21 protein-coding genes are annotated in these 24,853 nt (G+C 42.4%); 5 read left to right on the top strand and 16 right to left on the bottom strand.

All coding sequences use genetic code 11. The features are described from left to right. Window positions 1-76 precede the first annotated feature (76 nt). The gene (locus tag I2432_RS03470) at window positions 77-1,240 is read left to right on the top strand and encodes a DNA/RNA non-specific endonuclease (RefSeq protein ID WP_014622554.1); all 1,164 of its coding nucleotides are present in this window, start codon (window positions 77-79) and stop codon (window positions 1,238-1,240) included. 122 nt (window positions 1,241-1,362) lie between these two features. Here the strand turns inward: I2432_RS03470 and alaS are convergent, their stop codons facing one another. From alaS to nagB, 10 genes are all read right to left on the bottom strand, one after another. Then, window positions 1,363-3,981 carry an alanine--tRNA ligase gene (gene alaS, locus I2432_RS03465; RefSeq protein WP_206156337.1) on the bottom strand — a complete coding sequence of 873 codons (2,619 nt, stop codon included), beginning with the start codon at window positions 3,979-3,981 and terminating at the stop codon, window positions 1,363-1,365. A 355-nt stretch (window positions 3,982-4,336) separates the two neighbouring features. Continuing rightward, window positions 4,337-5,338: a peptidylprolyl isomerase PrsA gene (prsA, locus tag I2432_RS03460; protein ID WP_111692313.1), complete on the bottom strand. Its 1,002-nt coding sequence runs from the start codon at window positions 5,336-5,338 to the stop codon at window positions 4,337-4,339. 62 nt (window positions 5,339-5,400) lie between these two features. After that, the gene (locus tag I2432_RS03455) at window positions 5,401-6,108 is read right to left on the bottom strand and encodes an O-methyltransferase (RefSeq protein ID WP_206156338.1); all 708 of its coding nucleotides are present in this window, start codon (window positions 6,106-6,108) and stop codon (window positions 5,401-5,403) included. An 82-nt stretch (window positions 6,109-6,190) separates the two neighbouring features. Continuing rightward, a complete protein-coding gene (locus I2432_RS03450) occupies window positions 6,191-6,829 on the bottom strand; it encodes an HAD family hydrolase (RefSeq protein ID WP_172954538.1) in 639 nt (212 codons plus the stop codon). Between the two features lie 46 nt (window positions 6,830-6,875). Then, window positions 6,876-7,511: an HAD-IA family hydrolase gene (locus tag I2432_RS03445; RefSeq protein ID WP_206156339.1), complete on the bottom strand. Its 636-nt coding sequence runs from the start codon at window positions 7,509-7,511 to the stop codon at window positions 6,876-6,878. Then, a complete protein-coding gene (locus I2432_RS03440) occupies window positions 7,501-8,058 on the bottom strand; it encodes a GNAT family N-acetyltransferase (RefSeq protein ID WP_012678253.1) in 558 nt (185 codons plus the stop codon). Before I2432_RS03440 ends, I2432_RS03445 begins: the two co-directional genes overlap by 11 nt. 199 nt (window positions 8,059-8,257) lie before the next feature. Beyond that, window positions 8,258-10,060: an oligoendopeptidase F gene (gene pepF, locus I2432_RS03435; RefSeq protein ID WP_206156340.1), complete on the bottom strand. Its 1,803-nt coding sequence runs from the start codon at window positions 10,058-10,060 to the stop codon at window positions 8,258-8,260. Beyond that, entirely contained in the window at window positions 10,050-11,027 is a 978-nt protein-coding gene (locus I2432_RS03430) for a competence protein CoiA (protein WP_043030612.1), read from the bottom strand. Before I2432_RS03430 ends, pepF begins: the two co-directional genes overlap by 11 nt. A 91-nt stretch (window positions 11,028-11,118) precedes the next feature. Next, complete coding sequence (locus tag I2432_RS03425) at window positions 11,119-11,835, bottom strand: pseudouridine synthase (RefSeq protein WP_012515300.1); 717 nt, start codon at window positions 11,833-11,835, stop codon at window positions 11,119-11,121. 171 nt (window positions 11,836-12,006) lie between these two features. Continuing rightward, window positions 12,007-12,711, bottom strand: a complete 705-nt coding sequence (gene nagB, locus I2432_RS03420; RefSeq protein ID WP_206158984.1) for a glucosamine-6-phosphate deaminase — start codon at window positions 12,709-12,711, stop codon at window positions 12,007-12,009. 267 nt (window positions 12,712-12,978) lie between these two features. Here nagB and queA point away from each other — a divergent pair, with 267 nt between their 5' ends. Both queA and I2432_RS03410 read left to right on the top strand, forming a co-directional pair. Continuing rightward, the gene (gene queA / locus I2432_RS03415; RefSeq protein WP_012678257.1) at window positions 12,979-14,007 is read left to right on the top strand and encodes a tRNA preQ1(34) S-adenosylmethionine ribosyltransferase-isomerase QueA; all 1,029 of its coding nucleotides are present in this window, start codon (window positions 12,979-12,981) and stop codon (window positions 14,005-14,007) included. Between the two features lie 9 nt (window positions 14,008-14,016). Beyond that, the gene (locus I2432_RS03410) at window positions 14,017-15,234 is read left to right on the top strand and encodes a DUF3114 domain-containing protein (RefSeq protein ID WP_206156917.1); all 1,218 of its coding nucleotides are present in this window, start codon (window positions 14,017-14,019) and stop codon (window positions 15,232-15,234) included. 277 nt (window positions 15,235-15,511) lie between these two features. Here the strand turns inward: I2432_RS03410 and sodA are convergent, their stop codons facing one another. From sodA to I2432_RS03385, 5 genes are all read right to left on the bottom strand, one after another. Next, window positions 15,512-16,117: a superoxide dismutase SodA gene (sodA, locus tag I2432_RS03405; protein WP_043983699.1), complete on the bottom strand. Its 606-nt coding sequence runs from the start codon at window positions 16,115-16,117 to the stop codon at window positions 15,512-15,514. Between the two features lie 77 nt (window positions 16,118-16,194). Further along, complete coding sequence (gene holA / locus I2432_RS03400) at window positions 16,195-17,256, bottom strand: DNA polymerase III subunit delta (RefSeq protein WP_206156918.1); 1,062 nt, start codon at window positions 17,254-17,256, stop codon at window positions 16,195-16,197. Window positions 17,257-17,368: 112 nt separating this feature from the next. Next, window positions 17,369-19,612 carry a DNA internalization-related competence protein ComEC/Rec2 gene (locus I2432_RS03395; protein ID WP_206158983.1) on the bottom strand — a complete coding sequence of 748 codons (2,244 nt, stop codon included), beginning with the start codon at window positions 19,610-19,612 and terminating at the stop codon, window positions 17,369-17,371. Continuing rightward, the gene (locus I2432_RS03390) at window positions 19,593-20,270 is read right to left on the bottom strand and encodes a helix-hairpin-helix domain-containing protein (protein WP_012515294.1); all 678 of its coding nucleotides are present in this window, start codon (window positions 20,268-20,270) and stop codon (window positions 19,593-19,595) included. The genes I2432_RS03395 and I2432_RS03390 overlap by 20 nt, the downstream gene beginning before the upstream one ends. 315 nt (window positions 20,271-20,585) lie before the next feature. Next, window positions 20,586-21,326 (bottom strand): lysophospholipid acyltransferase family protein, encoded by a 741-nt coding sequence (locus I2432_RS03385; protein WP_164335069.1) that lies wholly within the window; start codon window positions 21,324-21,326, stop codon window positions 20,586-20,588. A 117-nt stretch (window positions 21,327-21,443) separates the two neighbouring features. On the opposite strand from I2432_RS03385, the gene I2432_RS03380 reads away from it, so the two are divergent. Both I2432_RS03380 and I2432_RS03375 read left to right on the top strand, forming a co-directional pair. Beyond that, a complete protein-coding gene (locus tag I2432_RS03380; protein ID WP_206156343.1) occupies window positions 21,444-22,211 on the top strand; it encodes a tRNA1(Val) (adenine(37)-N6)-methyltransferase in 768 nt (255 codons plus the stop codon). 32 nt (window positions 22,212-22,243) lie between these two features. Next, window positions 22,244-22,525, top strand: a complete 282-nt coding sequence (locus I2432_RS03375; protein WP_206156344.1) for a GIY-YIG nuclease family protein — start codon at window positions 22,244-22,246, stop codon at window positions 22,523-22,525. 216 nt (window positions 22,526-22,741) lie between these two features. On the opposite strand, the gene I2432_RS03370 is transcribed toward I2432_RS03375, so the two are convergent. Further along, a complete protein-coding gene (locus I2432_RS03370) occupies window positions 22,742-24,745 on the bottom strand; it encodes a KUP/HAK/KT family potassium transporter (RefSeq protein WP_012678267.1) in 2,004 nt (667 codons plus the stop codon). Between the last annotated feature and the right edge of the window lie 108 nt (window positions 24,746-24,853).

Genomic DNA, 24,853 nt, shown 5'->3' with positions numbered 1-24,853 from the left:
AATGAGGGAAAATATTGATTTATTTAGCTTTAGTGATAAAATGAGGGTGAAAAATTAAATAAAGGAGGACATTGATATGTCTCAGAAGTTGGGAAAACAACTTATTCGCTCTGTTGTTACTGCCTTAGCCGCCATAGCATTTGGAATATTTCCTGCAAGCGAGACGACTAATCATATCACCTATGCAGAGGTTAACTCCTTAACCCCTTCGGTAGAATGGTCTTTAGAGCAGTATCCTAATTACTATAGCATAGAAGGAAAGTCTAACATCGACACCAAGGATTTTCCTAAGCTATACACCACTACCGAAAAGGTTTACAAAAAAAGTGGTCGAAGCACTAAGCGCGTTACTGTTTCTGATCTGCAATACGCTGCACTTGATGGCTATGGTCGTTCAAGAGCTGCCTATGGCATTATCACAAAGGATATGATCGCGATGTCAGCCGGATACCGCGAAAAATGGGAAAGCAACCCTGAGCCAAGCGGCTGGTATACATATCATTTCAAAGAAACTGGCAAGCTAGCTACTGAGGCCAACTACCTTCACAGCAAAAGCAAGGTCAAACGAACCTCAAACAATAGCTATGAAAGCATCGTCCTTAGCAACGGTAAGATTCGTAACGGCTATCTTTTTGATCGTAGTCATTTAATTGCTGACAGCTTAGGTGGTCGTCCTTTTAGAAATAATCTCATCACAGGTACACGTACTCAAAACGTTGGCAACAACGACCGCAAGGGGGGTATGCAGTACATTGAAAACAAAGTCCTAAACTATATCAATCATAACCCTCAGGTTCACGTTTATTACAAAGCCGTACCAATCTATTCAGGCTCTGAATTGCTCCCTAGGGCCGTTGTGGTTTCAGCGCTCTCCTCTGATGGTAAAATTGATGAAACCGTAAGAGTCTTTAACACTGTCAATGGCTTTACCATCAATTACCAATATGGCGGCATCAGCCATGATAAGGGCATGGAGGCTTCTAGTGAGTCAGAAGCTGAGGATATTACAGACGAAAGCACTCCAGCAGCTGAACCAGCTGATGAGGAGGCTATGGAGACAGAGGCTGCTGCTAACGACACAATAGTCTATGTTACAAGTAATGGCCAATCAAAGGTATACTGGTATAATAAGGACCATCTGCCAGAGAAGGTCAATCTCAATAAGGTTGTAGAAATGACCGAGCAGGAAGCCCTAAATCGAGGAAAGCACCATTCCTCCTTAGAAAAAATAAATCAATAGTCTCATAACGACTAACACAAGAGCTGGTTGAAGCAACCAGCTTTTTTTGTGTGATGAAGGATTAGACAGCTCCTTAGCTAAAAGATAAAGAGGCTGATAAAGCACTCAACCTCTTATCGCTTTTATAAATGCTCTGCTACTGCGGCTAACAGCTCTGGTAACTTGCTTGTATCACTGCCACCTGCCATCGCCATATCTGGCTTACCGCCACCACGACCTGACACGATTGGAGCTAAGGCCTTAATCAGATTGCCAGCGTGAGCTCTTTTGTCCTTACTTGCAACAAGAACATTTACCTTCTCACCAATGCTTGCAGCCAGCACAAGGACATCTGAATAATCCTTTTGCTTCCAATTATCGGCAAAGGTGCGCAAGGCTCCTGCATCTGATACTGCTACCTGACTAGCAATGTAGCGTAGACCGTTTGCTTCCTGGATCTTCTTAAAGACATCACCAGACTGAGCTGCTGCTGCTTTTTCTTTTAACTCTGCTATTTCTTTTTGCAAATCGCGGAGCTGTTCGCTAAGGCTCACAACCTTACTTGGAAGCTGCTCTATTTGCGGCACCTTAAGCGTATGTGCAATTTCTTTTAGGGTGTCTTCTTGCTTGCGGAAGCTTTCAAAGGCCTGCTGACCTGTCACTGCTATGATACGACGTGTTCCTGAGCCGATTCCCTCTTCCTTGATAATCTTGAATAGACCAATTTCTGATGAGTTGGACAAGTGAGTCCCTCCACAAAGCTCAACAGAATAATCGCCAATCTGAACAACACGAACAGTTTTGCCATATTTTTCACCAAAGAGGGCCATAGCTCCCATAGCCTTTGCTGTTTCAATATCAGTTTCTGTGGTTGTAATAGCTAATGCCTTCCAGATTTGCTCATTGACCTCTTCTTCAATACGACGCAGCTCTTGGGCTGTAACAGCTTCAAAGTGTGTAAAGTCAAAGCGTAAAAAGGCTTCTTCATTTAAGGAACCTGCCTGAGTGGCATGCTTTCCAATAACCTTGTGAAGGGCAGCATGAAGCAGATGAGTAGCGGTGTGGTTTTTCTCAACAGCATAGCGGCGCTTGTGATCAATAGCAAGAGTATAAACAGTGTCTAATGCAAGGCTTGCAAGAACCTCAACAGTGTGAAGAGGCTGACCATTCGGTGCTTTTTGCACATCTATCACACGAGCAACAAGGTCACCCTTATCATTTTTGATAACCCCATGATCGGCAACCTGACCACCCATTTCAGCATAAAACGGTGTCTGATCAAACACAAGCAAGGCCTGTCCTTCTGAAACCATCTCACTACGCTCATTATCAACGATGATAACTGATAAGCGAGAGGCAACAGTCTCTGTTTCGTACAAAAATTCTGATGGCTCTGTGATGCCTGCCAGTGTCTCATTTTGCATGCCCATTGAGCCACCCTTAACAGCTGCTGCACGGGCACGATCCTGCTGCTCCTTCATAGCTGCCTTGAAGCCTTCATGATCAATCTTATAGCCAGCATCTTCTGCTAATTCTTCGGTCAATTCAACTGGAAAGCCATAGGTATCATACAGCTTAAAGATATCCTTGCCATCAAGCCTGTCTTGCCCCTTTTCCTTTAGCTGCGCCAGCAATTGATCCAAATGCCCTGATCCTGCATCAATGGTACGTGCAAAGGTTTCCTCCTCACGCTTGATAATTTTTTCAATAAAGTCACGCTTCTCAAGAATCTCTGGATAATAGGACTCCATGATATGACCTACAGTAGCTACTAGCTTATAGAGGAAGGTCTCATGAATACCGAGCCTGCGGCCATGCATAACAGCACGACGAAGCAAGCGACGAAGCACATAGCCACGACCTTCATTACCAGGTAGGGCACCATCTCCAATCGCAAATGACAAGGCACGAATGTGGTCTGCAATGACCTTAAAGCTCATATTGTCACCATCTTGGTCGTAAGTATGGCCAGATAGCTTTTCCACTTCCTTGATAATCGGCATAAATAGGTCAGTTTCAAAGTTTGTTTTTGCGCCCTGCATAACAGCCACAAGACGCTCTAAGCCAGCACCCGTATCAATGTTTTTGTTTGGAAGCTCCTTGTACTCTGAGCGAGGAATTGTGGGATCTGCGTTAAATTGAGACAAAACAATATTCCAAATTTCAATATAACGGTCGTTTTCAATGTCCTCTTCCAGCAATCTAATCCCAATATGATCAGGATCATAAGCCTCGCCACGATCAAAGAAAATCTCTGTATCAGGCCCTGACGGACCTGCACCAATCTCCCAAAAATTTTCCTCTAATGGAATCAAATGGCTTGGCTCAACGCCCAGAGCGATCCAACGATTGTAAGAGTCCTTGTCATCTGGATAGTAGGTCATATACAACTTTTCCTTTGGAAAATCAAACCACTCCGGACTGGTTAACAATTCAAACCCCCACTCAATCGCTTCGTCGCGGAAATAATCTCCGATAGAAAAATTACCAAGCATTTCAAACATGGTATGGTGACGAGCTGTCTTACCAACATTTTCAATATCGTTAGTGCGGATTGACTTTTGAGCATTGGTAATACGGGGATTCTCAGGAATGACTGACCCATCAAAATATTTTTTGAGGGTGGCCACACCAGAGTTAATCCAAAGCAGGGTTGGGTCATTGACTGGCACAAGATTGGCCGAAGGCTCAATAGAGTGACCTTTTGATTTCCAAAAATCAAGCCACATTTGGCGGATTTGGGCTGATGTTAATTGTTTCATGTTTAAGATACCAAGAGCGATTAGAGAGACTGGGTAAGATTGTCCTTAGCATGAGTAGGCTTAAGAGACGATCTCTACTCGCATTCAGTTCCTTTCGTTGATTTTTTATAGGATTAGGCTAAAAGCCATCAAAACAAAACAAGCCCATATCACAGAGGGCGAAAACCGCGGTACCACCTCTATTCAATGAGCTTGTCATTCTTAATTACTTATATCAGATAAAATCACATTAAGCAGCATGCCTATCAGATTATCCGTAACTCACAGCAACCGTCACTTCTCTGGGTCAAATCCTTGATAAACAATTCTTAACTAAACCAGTATAAAGCTTTTTTGCACATTCGTCAATGAAAATCTATTTTTCTGACTTAGATTTAGAAGATTGACTATCCTTGCTTGAGTCTGAAGATGATTTCTGATCTGACTTGCTTGTGTTCGCCTTGCTTGCTTTTTTATCGGTATTGGCATACTGTGCCAAGATATTAGCAAAGGCTTGGTCTTTGATCTTAACATTTGCCTTGTCTAAGGCCTTTGCAATGACCTTATTTTGGAAATCAATGTTTTGTGTCTTTTCAGCCAAGACAATTTCTTTTAGACGTTTCTTATATTTCTTCCAATCAGAAGCCTTTTCGGCTTTTTTGGTTACCTTAACAATATAGAACTTGTTTTGATAAGTAGCCGGATCTAAGACAGAAACCACCTCTGAAATATCACCCTCTTTTAATCCTGAGGCGGCCTTGATCACATCTGCTGGTAACTTAGTGTCTCCTGAGTCAAACTTATAGTCTACCTTCTTGTCTGCTGCTGTTGTCTTTTCCTTAGCAATAGCAACAAAGTCAGCACCCTCAGCCTTAACCTCACCTAAAACAGCCTTTGCTGTTTCTTCATTGTCTAGAGTAATGACCTGAGTAGTCATTTCTGGTGTGTATGACTCATAGGCTTTTTTGTAATCAGCATCTGTCAGCTCTTTTTTAGCTGCTTCTTTAACAGCATATTCAACCAGCATAGCTGAGCGAATTTGACGCTTGTAGGTATCTGTTGTCAAGCCAGACTGCGCAAGGGCTGCAGAGAATGACGCACCGTATTGCTCAGCTGATTTATTGTAGGCTTCTTCTGTTTTTTTCTTAGAAACCTTTTTACCGTATTGGTCCTCAAAAACACGACTAACCACAAGGTTTAGCATTGCTCTTTGAGAAATCTCTGTATTTTTTGTTTCGTTGTAAAAATCACTAACACTGATAGTGTCGCCCTTCATCGTAATGACACTTGTGTTGTCATTTGTAGACTGACAGGCTGCTAGGGTCATTGCTGATGCTAGGGTTACTATACCAGCAAGTAATTTAGTTGATTTTTTCATGTGATTTTGTGCTCCTTTTTGTCATTAACCAGTATATTATATCACAATTTCTTAAACGTAACTTAATCTAACAAACGAATATCTGCTTGATTTTTACGAATCATCAGCAAGCCATCACTAAGTGGCAGCAAGCTGGCTGTTAATCCAGGATTATCCAAGGTTGCAGCAAATAAGTCCTGTAGACCACGATAAATCGTGCGCTGTCCTCTGCGAACCTCTTTGATAGGCTTAGCAATGTCGCCTCCTTGAAAGACATCATCTAAAACAACCATTCCACCTATTTTTAAGTGCTTTAACACCTCTGGAAGAAACTGAATGTATTTTGATTTTGCAGAGTCCATAAAAACAAAGTCAAACTCGCCAGTAAGCCCTGCTAAAAGATCAGCCGCATCTCCCTCAAGAAGGGTAATTTGCTTGCGGTTATCGTATTTTGCAAAATTTTCCTTGGCAAAGTCAATCATCTCAGCATTGCGATCAATCGTTATAATCTCTGCCTCAGGAACGTTTTCTGCCATTAGCAAGGCAGAAAAGCCAATAGCTGTGCCAATTTCTAAAATCCTCTTGGGCTGCAAGCTTTGCAATAAAAGCCTGAAATAAGCAACAACCTCATGCTGGATAATGGGAATATTTTCTTGTCTGGCAAAGGCCTCAAGCTCTGCTAAAAAGCCTTCGTTTTGCTTTAGCTGCGTTCGCATGTAGTGAACAATGTCTTCTTTGACAATAGGGCGGCGCATATTATGATTTGCATTTTTACTATATGATTTAACCATGCTATTCATTATATAAAAAAACTCTAGGTAATGCTAGGTTTTTCACTAGCCTTTTCAATTTCAATGATCTTGGCGGTATCTATCAAAGGAGCTCACAAACAGCCTTGAGCTGCTGGACAATGCTATCACAAGCAGATAAGTCCTGTAAGGGATAGTCAGGATTGGCAAAGCCGATACAGGTCATCTGAGCAGCCTTAGCTGCCTGACTGCCATGCTTAGTATCCTCAATGACAAGACAGGTCTTGGGGTTAACTCTTAATAATTCAGCAGCCTTAAGAAAAATATCTGGTGCTGGCTTTGAGTGAGTAACCTCTTCACCACTCACCAATACCTCAAAGCAGTCTAAAAGACCTAGTACAGTGAGATTTCTAATAATATCTGCCTTAGGTGATGAGGAAGCTACCGCCAAGCGGTAACCCTTCGCATGCAGGTGCTTGATTAATTGAGCAGCACCTGTTATTGCCTTGACACCGTCACGCTCAAGCATTGCCTGACGACGATGATTCATCTCAGCGATGAGGGCTTCAACAGAATCCTCTAGCTGACACTCCTTTTTCATGGTTGTCCACATATCATCAAAGGTGGTTCCCATAAACTGATACTGATAAGCTTCGTTAGTATCTATGCCTCTGTCCAATAGCATTTGTGTCTTGGTTGACAAAAAGATATATTCTGAGTCAACAATCACACCGTCCATATCAAAAATAAGACTTGTTTTCATCATCTACCTCCCCTTATGCTATATCTAAGTCAGATCAAGAGCAGAACTATTGATTGCTGGAACTATTTTTACCAGAAAAAAGCTCAGCAATGTCTGATAGCTGACTAATATGATGATTATCATCGCTATCTGGCAGCAATAAATTGATCGAGCAAATACCAGCGGCCCTTGCTGCAGCAAGATCTAAGGGCCTATCACCAATGTAATAGGTCTTTGCCTTAGCCATTTGATATTTGTCAATGAGAAAAAGAAGTGCCTCAGGATTTGGCTTGCGTTTAAAGCCACAAGCTGCTGTAATCACCTCTGTAAAATAATCAGCAATGCCTAAGCGCTGCAAAACCGCCTGAGTGGTCTTACCCTTATGGGTCACAATAAAGTGCTTAACCCCCTGCTGAGAGGTTAAGGCTAATGTTTCCTTGGCTGTAGGCATTAGTGCTATTAGGTGATCACGCGCTTCCTGCTCTCGGGTAAAGAAGGCCAGCAATTCTGAAAAATCCAGCTGATGTGCCTCTGCTAACCTCTTCAAAAGCTGTCCGATGGATTCTTGAATAATCGTATCCATAACCCAAGCCTCATCAAAGGGCAGCTGATAGGTCTGATACAGTAGACGCAAGGCTTGACGAATAGCCTCAGAGGATTGGACGAGGGTCCCATCAAAATCCCAAATTAAATTAACCGTCACTATCTCTACCTCCTAAATCAATCCAATAACGGGCGATTGCCTGCCCTGCCATTCTTTTAGTAGGGTAATCATCTGCTACCTGAATAATATCCTCTAAAATACCACCAGCCTTTTCAATGGTTTTTCGACTGGCTATATTATCTTTATTAGCTGTTATTAAGACACGCTTGATGCCACGCTTTTGGTATTGCTCCAGGGCAAAGGCTAATAGGGCGGTCATAATCCCCTGTCCACGATAATCTGTCCTTGTTACATAGCCGATATGCCCACCAACGGTTGCCAAGTCTCCTTTTTCCAGCTGCCAGCGACAGCCTATTCTAGCCACTAGCTGACCATCTAAAAAATAGTAATAATTAGTGCTAGTGGACCAGTCAGGATGATCAGTTTGGACCTCAAACCGCCTAGATTGCTCAACAAAAGCTGCAAAGTCCTCTACTTTTTGGGTCTCAACAAAGGTATTGCCTGAAGCCTTTTCAGCTAATAGTATGTCCTGAAAGCGCTCAAAGGCTGCTTGATCAGCTAAAGCAATTGTTCGAATCTCTTTCATGCATCGCTCCTCTTATACGATAACGATCAACTAGAATATTTTTCCCAAGCATTTCATCATATCAACTAAAAAGAGCTGCCCCTAGGATTGTTGATATAACATCATGCTAGGGGCAACCCATAGGCCTTGAAGCTAGGCTAATAAACACTGACTGCTGCTATTTACCAATAGCTCAAAACTTAAGAGTAGATGGCAACTATTAGAGATGTACCCCTCTTGCCACTAAGTCCTCTAGCTCTGTCAAACGCTCTTCAAAGACCTTAAAGGCTGCTTCGAGGTAATCACCCTTAGCCATATCAACCCCAGCCTTAGCAATCACCTCAAGAGGATAATCTGAATTTCCAGACTTCAGATAAGTCAAGTAGTGATCAATATCCTCTTGAGTACCATGCACAATCTTATCAGCCAAGTAGCTAGCTGCAGCAAAGCCTGTTGCATATTGATAGACATAGTAGTTGTAATAGAAGTGTGGGATACGAGCCCACTCATACTGGATAAAGTGGTTGTCCTCTTTCTTTAATCCATAATACTTTTCATTTAAATCAGCATATAGCTTATTGAGGTATTCACTTGTTAACACCTCACCATTTTGATCCGCCTGATGAATAGCATGCTCAAACTCAGCAAACTGTGTCTGACGGAAAACCGTTCCACGAAAACCATCTAGGTAATGGTTCAAAATAGCAAAGCGCTCCTTGTCGTCCTCTACCTCATTTAGCAAGGCCTCAGTCATGATGTTTTCATTCGTCGTTGAGGCAATCTCAGCTAGGAAAATGCTGTAATCTCCATACACGTAAGGCTGTGTTTCACGCGTAAAGGTTGAATGCAGGCTATGGCCTGTCTCATGCACCAAAGTATAGAGGTTATCAAGCGTGTCCTGCCAATTTAAGAGCATAAAGGCATTTGTATCATAGGAACCACCAGAATAGGCACCTGAGCGTTTGCCCTTATTGACATGCACATCAATCCAACGCTCTGTAAAGGCACGATGCACACGCTCTGAATAATCCTGACCAAAAACAGCCAAAACCTTCTCTGCTTTTTCCAAGGCCTCATCATAGCCGATAGCAAGATCTGTCTCAGATAAAGGAGTATAAACATCATACATCTTTAGATCATCTAAACCAAGCACCTCTTGACGTAGCTTCAAATAACGATGAAGCAGCGGTAAATGCTTATTAACGGTTTCTAGTAGGGTATCGTAAACAGCCTCTGGGATAAAGTTGGCTGACATCGCTGCCTGACGGGCTGAAGCATACTTATGGACACGTGCCTTATAATTTTGCACCTTGACATTGGTTTGCAGGGTTTTAGCATAGGTATGCTGGAATTGCTCATAGGTGCTATACATCGCCTCATAGGCCGCCTGACGCACTGTACGGTCTTTAGATTCCATTAGGCTAATGAAATTACCATGTGTTAGCTCAACCTCTTCTCCCTTATCATTTGTCACAATAGGAAAAGCAATGTCGGCATTATCTAAGATACTAAAGGTCTCCTCAGCACCATTAAAGATTTCTTGTGCCCCTGCTAATAGCTCCTCCTCAGCCTGACTAAGGACATGCTCACGCGCCTTAAACAACTTGTCAAAGAAATGGTCATAGACTGCTAATTCTGGCTTTTCCGCTAAGAAGGCCTGATAGGTCTCTTGAGTCAAGTCCATAAACTCTGGCTCATAAAAAGAGAAGGCTTCGCTAAATTTAGCATAAATACCAGAAGCCTTAGCCTGATATTCCTGATACTTCGCAACTGTTGTATCCTGATCGTTTTTCATGCTGGCATAAACATAAAGCTTTTCAACACGACGAGCCAGCTCCAACTGTAGCTCTGTGATGTCTAAGAGACTGCTACTTGAATCCAACAAATGCCCAGCCTGCTGTCTTGCAGCCTCAATAGCTGCTGACAGGCTATCTGCCTCTGTTTCCCAAGCTGCGTCAGTTGCAAAAATAGTGCTTAAATCCCAAGTGTACTTTTCCTCTAGATGACTACGATTATCTGTCATACGGACCTCCTAAGTTTCTGTTATTAATCATTTTAACATAATATGCTGGTGAAAAAAGCTTTTGCACCTCTTTATTTGCTGCTTTTGCATAATATTTTTCAAAGCAATCATAGTAATAGCTCAAATCCTCCTGAATCTGGCAAAAGCCAGCTGGGCAAGCAATCGGCTTAACCTGTGGATAATAAGCTTCTAGGGGTCTGTCAAGCAGGTTATCCCCAGCTAGATAAGCCTCTTCTTGCTTTTTCAACCATTTGCTGTCTTTTACCAGTAAGGCTTTTTGAATCCTTCTAAGCAAGTGCTTATCCATCTGGAGCTGATAGGCTGACAGGCCTTTTCTTTGGTAAGGCAGCCGCAAAAAGGCCAACAAATCATCATCTAAGGAACAGGTCTTTACTAGATAGCTGACCTTACCAAATAAATCCTCATGAATCATATATTTCAATCGTATCAGGTGGTGTTCCACATCGAGCTCCCAAAGATGAAAGCCAAGCTGCCAAGAAAAATAAAGGCATTGCCTTTGTAAACCTGTCAGACGCTTTTGCAGCCAAAGCTTTCTTCCTAAGAGCCAACGCACCTGATAGCCATTAGCCTGATAAGCCCTACTGCGTTGCTCCAGCCTTTTGATTGGTAGCTGACTACACTGGATTTCTAAGGCTAAGTGCTTATTAACCAGAAGGTCTGCAATTTGATTTAGATCAGGCAGGTAGGCCTCAACCTCTGCTGTCTCAGAGCGAGATAGGCTACGGTACAGATCAGCCTTTAGCCTGAGATGTTCATGTGATTCATTTTCAGTCAGGTATTGGCAATGACTTAGGCTAATATGGGCAAAGTGGGGTCGGATAATTCTTCCTTTTTTCAAGCGTACAGCAGCTCCACAAGCAGGACAGGTAAAGGCTTGCTTGCGTGAGGGGGAAGAGCCATCTGTAAGCGAGATGACTCTTTGATCTTGGTCTAAGGCAGTTAGCATAGGGGTCTCCAGTTGTTATCGTTCTCTCTATAGCATATATCCGAAAAACACTGGACTTAACCTGTCAGTCAACTTCAAATCTAACAATATTTTATGTTAAATAGGTCTTGATGAGCTTTTTTTCTTTTACTGTTAGCTGACGATAAGCTCCCTCAGCTAAATCCCCTAGCGCTATTTCTGCAAAACCAATTCGCTTGAGCTGTGTGACCTTTAAGCCATAGCTTAAAAACATTTTCTTGATCTGATGGTATTTTCCTTCAGAGAGTGTTACTTCTGCTTGTGACTCCATTTGATCAGCCTTTATAATCCGCAAGGCGGCAGACTTGCAGCGAGTACCATCAAGAAAGGTAACACCATTTTCAAAGAAAGGCACCGCATCAGCAGCCAAAGAGCCATTGACAGTCACAAGGTAGGTCTTGTTCACATGGTGCTTCGGGTGAAGCATACGAAACCCTAATGGACCATTATCCGTCAAGAGGACAAGCCCTGTTGTATCTCTATCTAAGCGGCCTATAGGGTAAAGATTGGCCACTCTATCCTCCTTACGAATCAAATCAATGACAGTTTGGTGCTTCCTATCAGAGCAAGCTGACACAACCCCTGCTGGCTTATGAAGCAGGTAATAGCGATGAGCAAATGCCTTTATTTGCCTGCCATTTACCATTATCACTTGAAGACCTGAATCAACACTCTGACAACCAGCTCTAGCTGGTTGCCCATCAATCAAGACAGACCTTCCTTTGATGAGTTGTTTCACTTGATTTCTAGAACCAAAGCCTGTCACTTCTAATAATTTATCTAAACGCATAGCATTAGTTTATCACAATATACCTTAATTCTAAAAAAGAGGCCAAAGAGCCTCTTTTAATAACTGATCAGATTTTTTGCTAAAGTCAGCAAGAAACCTTTAGCCAGATACCTACACTGTATCAAAAGAGCACAACGGATAGCAGACTAGCTGTTAGCCATCAGCAATAGTCTAATCCAGCTCTGAAGCGGCAGCCTCATCAATAATAACCACAACATTATCATGCTGCTGTAATACACTTGCTGGCAAAGCCTCAGTAACTGGACCTGATACCATGCCCTTAATAGCGGCAGCCTTTTCCTTACCAAAGGCCAATAGGACAATCATTTTTGATGCCATGATAGAAGCAATTCCCATTGAAATAGCCTGCTTTGGCACATCATCAATACTAGCAAAGAAGCGGCTGTTGGCTTCAATTGTCGAAGCCTGCAAATCCACCACATGCGTCTTTTCTGCAAAAGGGGTTCCTGGCTCGTTAAAGCCGATATGACCATTGCGCCCAATTCCAAGAATCTGAAAATCAATAGGGTGCTCTGCGATAACTTGATCATAGCGCTTAACCTCTGCCTCTAAGTCATCAGCTAAGCCGTTTGGTAAAAAGCTTTCCTTAAAGGGCTTAGCGTTAAACAGCTGGTCACGCATAAAATAGTCATAGCTCTGATCATTTTCAACCGGCAGCCCGACATATTCGTCTAAGTTGATACTGGTCAAGGCTGAACAGTCCAAATCACTATTAACCAGCTCCTGATAAAAGGTAATCGGTGTGCTGCCTGTTGCCAAACCTAAGGTTGTAGCCCCTTCTGCCAAGCTTTCCTTTAATAGGCTAAAAGCAATCTTGCCACCCTCTAACTGATCCTGTACACGAATAATTTTCATCTGATTCTCCTTTTTGATTGGTATAGACCTTTTGTGGTTCTATTATATGGTATATACCAATTATTGTCAAGCCATAATCTCATATCCCATGTCGTCAGCTAAGAAGCACTAGCTAATAAGGAGCTAAAAGCCACCAATCATCTCTATATGTCTCATAACCATGACAGGTGACGTAGCCAGGGACAAGTGATATAATAGAAAGGATTTATCTCTAAGGATAGATAGGCTGATTGTAAATAGCCTCACAAGAAGGGTAAAGGAGTTAAGATGAATACCAACGATTTTGATTTTGAGCTGCCAGAGGAGCTGATTGCACAAACACCACTTGAACAAAGGGATCGCTCGAAGCTCTTGATTATCGACCATCAAGAGCACACCATGACAGATAGCCATTTTGACCATATCATTGATCAACTAGAGCCAGGAGATGCACTGGTCATGAACAATACTCGAGTCCTTCCTGCCCGCTTATACGGTGAAAAAATGGAAACACATGGGCATGTTGAGCTTTTGCTGCTTAAAAACATTCAGGGAGACCAATGGGAGGTTTTAGCCAAGCCTGCAAAGCGGCTTAAAGCCGGTGCACAGATCAGCTTTGGTGATGGACTCCTAAAGGCAAGGGTCATTCAAGAGCTAGAGCATGGCGGTCGAATCGTTGAGTTTTCATACGATGGTATTTTCCTAGAGATTTTAGAGACTCTAGGCGAAATGCCTCTGCCGCCCTATATCCATGAAAAGCTAGCAGACGCTGAGCGCTACCAGACCGTTTACGCCAAGGAAAATGGCTCAGCAGCTGCTCCTACAGCCGGACTACACTTTACTCAGGAGCTTCTGCAAAAAATAGAAGCCAAAGGAGTACACCTCGTCTACCTGACCCTCCATGTTGGCCTAGGAACCTTTAGACCAGTTTCTGTCGATAATATCGATGAGCATGACATGCACTCTGAATTCTACCTGCTATCTGAAGAGGCCGCCCAAACCCTTAGGAAGGTTAAGGCCGCTGGTGGACGCATTGTTGCTGTTGGTACTACTTCTATTCGCACACTAGAAACGATTGGCAGCAAATTCCAAGGGCAAATTCTGGCAGATTCTGGTTGGACTAATATTTTTATTAAGCCAGGCTACCAATTTAAGGTTGTTGATGCTTTTTCAACGAACTTCCATCTGCCCAAGTCAACGCTTGTCATGCTAGTTTCTGCTTTTGCAGGTCGTGACTTTGTCCTTGAAGCCTATAAGCATGCCATTGATGAGCATTACCGCTTCTTTAGCTTTGGTGATGCCATGTTTGTTAAGTAAAGCCTAATGATGAAATACATTCACAGCGGGCTCATGTTTTTATTATTTGTGCTGTTTGTTGTTAGCTTTGCAAAGCATGAGCAAGCAAGGCTGGCCTTTGAGCAGAGCCACCAAGCTTACAAGGACATGGTTATTTCCTTTGAAAAGCGGCATATAAAACAACAGCCCTCAAGCCTATCTGATCAGTTTCAGCTCAGGAAAGATCTGCTGCATTATGCCAAAAAGCTAGCACAGGACGGGTGGTCCTATGAGGCCATTGAAAAGGGCTACCTAGACCATCTCAAGCCTAAGCAAGCAAGCTATAACTTTGAGCAGCTTTATCAGAGTCTACAGGTCATTGGGTCTCCTGCTTTTCATCGCATGTGGGAAAGGCAGCCAAGGGCTCAACATAAGCTTGAAGCTAAAAGAGACCTCAACTTACTTTTGACCTATGTAAAAATGCCCGAAGAATTAAGTGGGCAAAGCGCTGAAACAAAGCAATTGCTTAAGCAATTCAGTCCGTCCTTAAGCCCGACAGATGCCTTTTGGGACCAATTGTCATCACTAGTTCAGCTTTATTATGATCATTTGGAGCATATTCCTTATCAAACCTTCAACCGCAAGCTCTATCAGCTGCGCTATGTCCTGTCAGTGCAGCAAATAGAATGGGTTAGAAACAATTATGGGAGAGCAGGAAAAACAGATGCTGATGCCTTGGCTAGATACCTAGCTACCCTAGACGAATCTGATTATAGTCTTAATGAATCAGCCAGATACCACAATAAGGTAGCTAGTCATTTAGATACAGCCAATCAGCTCCAAATCACTTACCCAGACAATCTCCCTCAAGCTAATTATAAGGTTTTAGTTCATTTTCACTCAGAATTTATTTTATCAGAGGCTGGTCATTTCTTGGCTGCCCTAGATCCTCAACAGCCAAGTCAAAATGGTCTCATCAATGGGTCTTCTTTTAACTATGCCAATCAAAACAACGAGCTGCATAGATTGCTTGATATTGAACCCATTGAGCTATTTGAGCCTGATTTCATTGAAACAGCAATGATAAACCTTGATAGTCCATTTATAGTACCAGATTTAGAGCAGCAAAATGATCAACAGCACCCTATTTTTAGCCGAAATGGCAAATCCTCCAAGCAATTAACAAAAGTGGCGGCTAAAGCCTTTAAAAAATTACTTCACCATTATCAACAGACTTATCAGAGCCATCTCAGCAAGACCCAACCATAACCACCTGTTAAACGGATAGTTATGGTTTGTTTCACACTGAAAGTCGCATACTAACAAAAAGCTGCCTGTCATCTCTCCAGTGAGTAATTTCGCTAGAAAGATGATAGGGCTTTTTATAATGATACCAAGCTATCAAATACACTCTGAACATTAGACGTATTATCTATCACGTTAGAGAACAATTCCAAAAGACTTGGAGGCTTTTACCACCTACACTAGTAATTTATTAGCACACTTAAAAAACCAATCTACTTCTGAGATTGGTAACTGACTTCTATTATTTTGCAGCTTGGTAAAGCTCTGAGACCTTTTTCCAATTAATGATTTCAAAGAAGGCCTTGATATAATTTGGACGAACATTGCGGTAATTGAGGTAATAAGCATGCTCCCAAACATCAAGTGCTAAAATAGGCTGCTTGCCCTCTGAGATTGGTGTGTCCTGATTAGCAGTTGATGTGATTTCAAGCTGACCAGCCTTATTCACAACCAGCCAGGCCCAACCTGAGCCAAAACGACCCGTAGCTGCTGCTGTGAATTGCTCTTTAAAGGCAGCAAAGGAACCAAAAGCGTCATCAATAGCTGCTGCGACATCAGCAGAAACCTCTTGCTTTTCTGGAGAAAGCAGCTCCCAGAAAAGCGCATGGTTCAAATGGCCACCGCCATTATTAATCACAGCCTGACGAATGTCAGCAGGAATGCTGCTTACATCTGCTAATAATTCCTCTAAATTTTCTCCTAGCTCTGGGTATTTTTCCAAAGCAGTGTTGGTATTAGCCACATAGGTGGCATGGTGCTTATCATGATGAAGCGTCATTGTTTCTGTGTCAAAATAAGGCTCAAGGGCATCATATGCGTACGGAAGATCCGGTAATGTAATGGTCATGTCTCTTTCCTCTTTTCCTTTATGATAAGTCTATCTTATCTCAAAAAATAGAGGCTTTCAACTAATTTGATTGATGCTCATAGGTCTGAGAGGTCAGTATTTCCCTGAGAATGCGCTACTAGCTTTAAGAGAGCAAGGTCAAAAAGATAATCCTTTGTGTAAACACCTGTTTTAATGTGATAATCTGTTTCAATTAAGGTCTTTACAGCCAGCTGCAAATAAGAGAGAGACAAGGCTCTAGAATCCTTGAGTGCATATTTCACCTGATAGGGATTAACACGTCTGCCTAACAGGTCTGATAGGCTAGTGACTAGCTGCTGTTCTGTTTTTCCAGACCGCACCAAGGTTGCCAGCTGCAAAAACAGACGAAACTGCCCCAGCATAATGGCAATAAGCTTAATATCGTCCTCGCCAGATAGGCGCAAATCATGAACCAGCTCCCGAGCAGCATCAATCTTTCCTTGTAACACCAATCTTGTCAAGTCAAAGACATTATCCTGCAAGCTCTTGGGAATCGCTTGAGCAATGTCCTCTACTGTGATAGGACCACTTTTTTTATAGGCCTTCAAGAAGGTCATATTCTTCATGATTTGACTAAAATCATCATTTGACTTCAACAGCAATTGATCAAAAGCACCACTAGCAAAGCTCAAGTCCAGCTGGTGACTGTATTTTTGAAAATAGGTCCTTTTTTCAGCAGCCTTTAAAGGACTGGCTTCAAAAATAAGGGCATCACGCTTGAGAATCTTGACCAAACGACGCTTACCATCAAGCTTTCCTGGTGCAAAGATAACCAAACGTGTGGTCTCTACAGGATTTTCCAAATAGTCCTCAAATGCCTTTAGCTCTTTTTCCTTTAGGTAGCTTTTTTTACTAGTGGTAATATCCAGCAGATGATCAAAAATAACCACCTTTTGGTCAGCAAAAAAGGGCATGCTCACAAGGTCCATCTCAGCTGTTTGATACAAGGCCTCAGACATATCAAAATAAGAATAGGTCAAGTCAGCTTGATCAAAGGCTATTTTTTTTAGTAGCAAGGCCTTCATATGGCTATATTGCCCAATATCCTCGCCAGCCACAACCGTAATCAAGCCTAAGCTTTCTTTGCTTAGTGCATTTATTTTTTCTATCGCAATCATGGTTTTATTATAGCATTTTCTCACCAAATATGACCTTGCTAAAGCGGATCTTTTTCATTCTCTGCTTCACTAGCTGGCCTAGGCTCTTGTATATAGCTCTAGCTCGATAAGGTTATCTGCAAACTTCTAATTGCCAGTGAGCTTGGCCTGTCAAGCGAATAGCACCCCTGCTTGCTGTACTGTAGTAAGGAATGTGTCTCGCTTCAAAGCGTGCTAAGGTTTCGAGGTTAGGGTGCTGATACTGATTGTTCCTTCCTGCTGAAATCAAGCTTAGCTGAGGCTGGATATGGTCTAAAAATGCTGGTATAGAAGAGCCCTTAGAGCCATGATGAGCTGCCTTTAAAACATCAACCCTAAGCTTAGGATAACGGGCAATCAGCCTTTCTTCTCCTTCTGCCTCCAAATCACCCGTAAACAAAAAGCTTTTATCCAACAGCCTGCCATAAAGGACTAAAGAGTCATTGTTTTTACCATCTCCTAGCTCCCAAGGATAGAGCACCTCTAAAAAGCTTCCCATAATGGGCAAGTGATCACCAGCACTAATGGCCTTAACCTTGATTGCGAGTCTTTGCAAGCGTTTGACAAAGCGAGTATTCGTCAAACTTCCCCGACTAACATAGATTTGCTTGATACTAAAAGCCTCAGCAACAGCCTCCAGATCTCCAACATGATCAATATCGGTATGGGTTAGCACCAGTTGATCAATCGTATCCACCCCTCGGCTTCTAAGATAGGGAATGAGTGTTTTATGGGCATTACAGGCCTGGTATTTCCTTTGCCATTGCTCCTTTTCCTGAGGAGCAGGCACTCCTCCCACATCAATCAGCATGGTATGATTTTGCTTATCCCTAATAAAAATACTGTCTCCCTGCCCAACATCTACAAGCGTTACCTCATTGATCAGGGGCCATTTTACCGTAAAGAGCGTCAGCAACAACAAACCACCTGCAACCAACTGTAAGCCTCGATTCCCTCGATAATCATACACTATAGCCAAGCAAGCCATACAAAGGCAAAGCTGTAAGGCTGTAGGACTTCCTAACACCAAGGGAGCACTAAAATAGCTTCCAATCATGCCGATCCCCTTTTCTAAATATAAAAAGAATGGATTGACGGCAGTCACAACAGCAAGGGGCGAGAAGAAAAACAAGATCGCTAGACCTGGTAGAATAAGACCATCAAACAAATAGGCTAATAAGGCTGTCAATACTACCGAGATCGGATTAAAAACCGAGAAATAGTAGGCCAGCAAGGGCACAATGCCAAAGGAAATGGCTAAGGCTTTCAAAAGCCTCTGTTTATTGCCAGAAAGCTCTTCAAATCTGACCGTAGCAAGGATAAAAGCATAAGCAAAGGACAAGACACCACCAATAGACATCAGAAAGTGACCATTAATCAAAAACATCATCAAAAAAGTCATTGCTAGATTATCTAGTCCTGTCAAACCAATATGACGCAGCTGGGCCTGCAGCAAGCTACGTATCACAGAAATACTATGACCAGTCAAACCAGAATAGCAAAATGAACATACCACCTCCAGTACCTTAATCTTGTCTATTGGAATATGTAACCAGACCAAGCCACGACGCAGGTAGGTCAGAAAAAAGCCGACCTGCATACCAGATAAAGCAAACAGATGAATAATACCAAGCTGGCTGTATAGCTCTGTCATTTGCCCAAAGGACTTATCAAGATAGCCAAATAACAATCCTGTCATATAATGACTCATCGGCTGTGGAAACCTAGATTGGCACCAAACGATGGCCTGACGTCGCCATTGGCTAATATGATCATTAATAGACCTAGGAGAGATAATCTTCAATGACTGCAAGCTTTTGATTTTTCCTACTCTAAAGATTCCCTGATAAGCTAAATAAGCCTGATGGTTAAAGCCCTTAAAATTTCTAAGCCCTGCTGCTTCCTCTAGCCTGATGTCAGCCTTTAGCTTTAGAAATTGGCTCTGCTGCTTAAAAAAATCTGCCTCTTCTTTTGAGGTCATGCGATAAGCCAACTGATAATGATGCCCCGAGTGCCGACCGATAAAGGATAGGTGATCACCATTCACCATTATCGAATCTGGAATCAGCACAACCGTTGATAAGCGATCAGGCTGATTGATCTGATTAGCCTCTAGCTGACCCTTTTGATAAGCAAAAAGACAGCCAAAAAGCCCTAGCAAAAGAAGCGTCTTTAAGACCTGCTTGAGGACAAAGCGATAGCCTAATAATACCAACAAGCCAGCTAACAAACCAGCTGTTAACCAGCTAGGCCTATAAATCTGATAATACAAAACAAGCACTAAAAGGGCAAATTGTATCGGAGCAATCGGAAAATACTTAGTCAAGGGAAATGTCATGCTTTAGCTTCTCCAGTGTTTTAGCACCAATACCTGGTACCTTTCTCAGATCTTCTAGAGATTTAAAGCCACCCAGGCTTTCTCGTACATCAATAATATCCTGTGCTCTCTTTGCACCAATGCCTGAAATGCGTTGCAAATCAGCAAGACTAGCCCTGTTCAAATGAACCTTTTCAGGCTTCTGATGATCAGCAGACGCTGATTGAGTCTCAGATGAAGGCTCTTTAATGACTGATATATTCTCACCCAGCTTAGCAACATAAATAACCTTTTCATCAGATAACTTTTCAGCTAGATTAATAGCATTTTTATCAGCTTGCTCTGTCAAGCCACCTGCCAGCTCAATCAGATCTGTGATACGACTTCCCTTAGCCAGCTTATAGACGCCCTCCTTATGAACAGCTCCCTTAATATCCACTACGATATCCTCAGCTGCTACTTCTTGCTCACTAGCTTCTGGCTGAGCTGGCTTTTCTGACTGCTGAATCTGAGAATGGTCAGGAAATGAAACTGACTCCTTTCTTGCTTTTTCCCCTCCAGCCAAGGCAAGCCACAGCACCAGCAAAAGCCCTACAGACAGCACAACAGTAACACAGCGTGACAGAAAATAAGGGGCCTTTATCATCTCTTTACCCTTTAGGAACAATTCTTCTAACATTTTTTCACCTCAATATATTATTCGATAAAAGCCTTTAAAATTGTTCTATTTTCTAGCATATTAAAAAAGCAGTCCAAAATGGACTACCTCTTTAAGCTCATAAGATGGTATCATATAGCCACACTATAGATATAGCTCACCTTGCCTGGCCTATTCCTCCTACTGTGGAAAAATACTGGCTTTCTTGTAGCTTTGACTAACCAGTGGCATTATATCCTAGATATAGCATATCAGAAAAGTCGCTGTAAGTCCTCCTCACTAATATGGCAATAAAGCCCTGACTTTTGTGCGCTCAGCACTAATCCATAACACGACCTAAGAGCGATGCTTGTCTGGATCCCAAACAAAGCTTGCCAAATAAGAAAATAGCATGGTTAAGGCCAAAATAAACACCAGAAGTATTCCTAGTGGAATACGGTAAAGATAGGTCAGCATAGAACGCCTTTGACTAGACTTAAAGGGAGCCATTTCTTGGTCTAAGCGGTCAAATTCAGCCTGAATACGCCTAGCTACCTCCTCAATCCCCTCATCATTCATACGCTTAATGTCAGAAACATCAATTGCATGACCAAAGTTCATATCAACGCGCTCACCTGCTAGCAAGCCTTTTAGGGTCATGGGACCTTGGTAGGCTGCGGGCATTATGTTAACCTTGGCCATCTTGGCAATAACAGCAACACCACCCTTGACATCTGTCGCATGACGACTCCCACTCGGAAACATCACCAAAGAGCGATTACTTTTTTTCAGCATATTAACAGGATACCGAATGGCATCTGGACCAGGCTTTTGGCGGTCTATTGGAAAGGCACCACACATCTTAATCCACCAGGCAAATAAACGATTGGTGAAGAGCTCTTTTTTTGCCATAAAAATAAATTGCTTTGGACGTGCAGCAAATGCCATGTAAACAGGATCCCAAAAGGTCCTATGTGGAGCAACTAGAATATAATTTTCAGACTTATCAAGAATCCTATCCTCATTATGGTAGTGGGCATTGCCATTAACAACCCACAATAAAAAGACAACTAAGCCACGTAAATAGACGTAAAACACATCAGTCTCCTTTTCACTTATAATCCTACTCATTGTATCATGAAATATTTCAATATTAAAGAGAAAGCCCACTCAGCACCCCTACTCTGATAGGATTATTTTTGCTATAATAATGATATGCTACATTCGATATTAAAAGATGGTGAACGGATTGACCAGCTTTTCTCAAGCGACGTTCAAATTATTCAAAACAAAGAGGTCTTTAGCTATTCTATTGATAGCGTCTTGCTTTCTCGCTTTCCAAAGCTTCCCTCACGTGGGCTAATTGTAGATTTGTGCTCTGGAAATGGTGCAGTCGGCTTATTTGCTAGTACACAAACCAAGGCCTCTATTGTTGAAATTGAGCTTCAGCCACGATTAGCTGATATGGGACAGCGCTCTATCAGGCTCAATCAGCTAGAGGATCAGGTGACGATGATTTGTGATGATTTGAACAACCTACTTCAGCATGTGCCTCGCTCAGGCGTTGATATCATTCTTTGTAATCCTCCTTACTTTAAAAGCAGTCAGACCTCAAAGAAAAACCTATCTGAGCATTATCTCCTAGCCAGACACGAAATCACAACAAATCTAGCTAAGATCTGTCAGGTAGCACGCCATGCACTCAAATCCAATGGCCGTCTAGCTATGGTCCATAGGCCTGATCGTTTTTTAGAGATTCTTGATACCTTAAAAACAAACGGTCTTGCTCCAAAGCGGCTGCAATTTGTCTATCCAAAGCTTGGTAAGGAAGCCAACATGCTCTTGATTGAGGCCATCAAGGATGGCTCTATGGAGGGCTTGAAAATCCTGCCACCACTTATTGTCCATAAAGACAACGGAGACTATACCGATACAATTAAGGAGATTTATTTCGGAGCCAAGGACAAGGCTTTTAAGAGCTGACAGGCTCTTTTACATCAAGAGGTTTTTTCATCATGACAACTCAAAAAGCATATATGTACGTTTTAGAATGTGCAGACAAAACCCTCTATACTGGCTATACAACAGACTTAGATAAGCGTCTCAAAGCCCATAATGCTGGTAAGGGAGCAAAATACACACGCTGCCGCTTACCTGTCAGCCTGCTGTATTATGAAAGCTTTGATAGCAAGCAGGCTGCAATGAGAGCCGAAGCCTTGTTTAAAAAACGAAACACCAGACAGCAAAAGCTCACCTATATTGCAGAGCAGCAAAGCAAAAAAGCTAAGACAGACTAAGCTCCTGACACACCTAAGCTGGCAAACCGCTATAGGACTTACTGTCAACAGCTGAGATAAGCCCATGCTACTAGATCAAGGCTCATTTAGCCCGAGGCTACTAAAGTCCAAAACCAAAAAAGCAGCAAAACCTCCATAACTTCTAGCTAGTAGAAGCCCTTGGAGGTCTTTTTATTAGTTTAGCTTAAAAAGCGATCAGAATAAGCCAAGCCTTACCTAGGCCTTTTCATCTTTTGTACACGCTTTGATTTCCTTGATTGGAAGCTTTAAGACATCTGATAAGAGTAAAGGAACAACCTCAACTGTTGCCTCAGAATATTGCAAGCCAAACCAGCGCATAGGACTTGCTGTCACATGCTTGATACTAGCCTTTGTCTGCATGACAAAACGTTCCAGAGTACTCAGCTGCCTTGCATATGACACGCGCTCCTCAATGATCACAAATCTAAAGTCACCAACCTCTCGGCCTGGTGTAATCGTGTAATCCTGAACCTGCTTAGGCAGACGACCACTCTCCATCAAATCCTGAACAATCGTTCTAAGGTAACGCGGAACAGTCTGTGGCATTCTAAAGCCAAGGTAGAGCTCTACACACACAATATAGTCTGTTCCTAACATATCCACCTTGTAGGTCGCCGTATAAGGCTCATCTGTCACACGAACATTGACAAACCAATAAACCTGCGCGCGCTTAGGACGCTTATCTAAAATGGAATACAGGATTGAACGATCAATCAGATCTTTTTTCATGCGGTTGGTCAAGTAAACAACATTGGTCTGATACAAATCAAAGCGAAGATCATCTCTAAGGAGCTTGATTTGATGCTTGTAATCATTTAGGCTCAAGGACTTAACATATTTAGCAACAATCACGGTTCCAGCATGCCAAATCACCATAACAAAGACAATGGCAAGAGCTAAAACAACAACAACATAGCCCCCATGCATAAACTTAACTGCAGATGCTAAAAAGAAAATAAACTCAATAAAGGCAAAAAAAGCCATGAGCAGACTAGCTAGGAGCGGCTTTACCCCCTCCTTAATAAGGTAATAGGCTAAGAGAATCGTTGTCATCAGCATGGTAATCGTGATGGCAAGGCCATAGGCAGCCTCCATATGCGCTGATGTTCTAAAATACAGCACCGTACAAGACGTTACCGCAAACAAGCTCCAGTTAATGACAGGGATGTATAGTTGGCCTAGGTTGGCACCTGGATAGGTAATCTTAAACAACGGAAAAATCTTCAAGCGCATAGCCTCAGAAACCAAGGTAAAGGAACCTGAGATTAAAGCCTGCGAAGCAATAATGGCTGCTAGAGTTGCTAGAATAACAAGATAAACCCGTAATCCCTCTGGAACACTAGCAAAGAAGGGATTAAGCGCAATGCCTGAGTCCTTATGCGCTAAAATCCAAGCTGCCTGACCACAATAGGATAAGATGATACAAACCTTAACAAAGGGCCAGCTAGCATAAATATTTCCTCGACCGACATGACCTAAATCAGAATAAAGAGCTTCAGCACCAGTTGTCGCTAAAAAAATAGAGCCTAAAATGAAAATACCCCGATGATTTTCCGGACTAACCAATAAGTGCAGCGCATAATAGGGATTGATAGCCTTTAGGATTTCCAAATGCTGTAAGCTATTCAAGAGACCACTGATCCCCAAAACGCTAAACCAAACCAGCATGACTGGCCCAAATAATTTACCAATAACACCCGTTCCAAAGCGCTGCAGGCCAAACAAGACCATCAATATCAGCAAGGTCGTTAGGATCACATTGGTCTGATTCTGGTAAATACTGCTGAGCTCAGGAACAGCCTTTAAGCCTTCAATGGCTGATGTGACCGTAACAGCTGGTGTCAAGGCACCATCTGATAAGAGCGTTGCTCCCCCAAGCATAGCTGGAATGATTAACCACCTTGACATCCTTCTAACTAAGGTAAAGAGTGAAAAAATCCCTCCCTCATGATGATTATCAGCCTTTAAAGCAATCAAAACATACTTGATTGTCGTTACCAAGGTTAGAGTCCAAATAATCAAGGATACTGAGCCTAAAATAAAAGCTTCAGACACCTGTGAAAGGCCGCCTTGATTGTCAACCAACGACTGCATGGTATACAGTGGACTTGTGCCAATATCACCATAGACAATTCCTAGTGCAATAATAAAACCTGCCTTTGTTGCTTTATCAAAGGCATCATGATGGGCATTAGACATCCCAATGTTCCTCCTAAGACTTAATCATGCCAAATGGACTGAGACCATTATAGCAAAATCTATAACAAAATCAATATTTTCAGAAAATTAAAAAGAGAGCTGACAATC

Origin of the sequence: Streptococcus equi subsp. zooepidemicus (genome assembly GCF_015689395.1) — a bacterium.
In the GTDB taxonomy this organism is placed as follows: Bacteria; Bacillota; Bacilli; order Lactobacillales; family Streptococcaceae; genus Streptococcus; species Streptococcus equi.
Note: the sequence above shows the minus strand (reverse complement) of the source record. Positions and strands in the feature narration are given on the sequence as shown.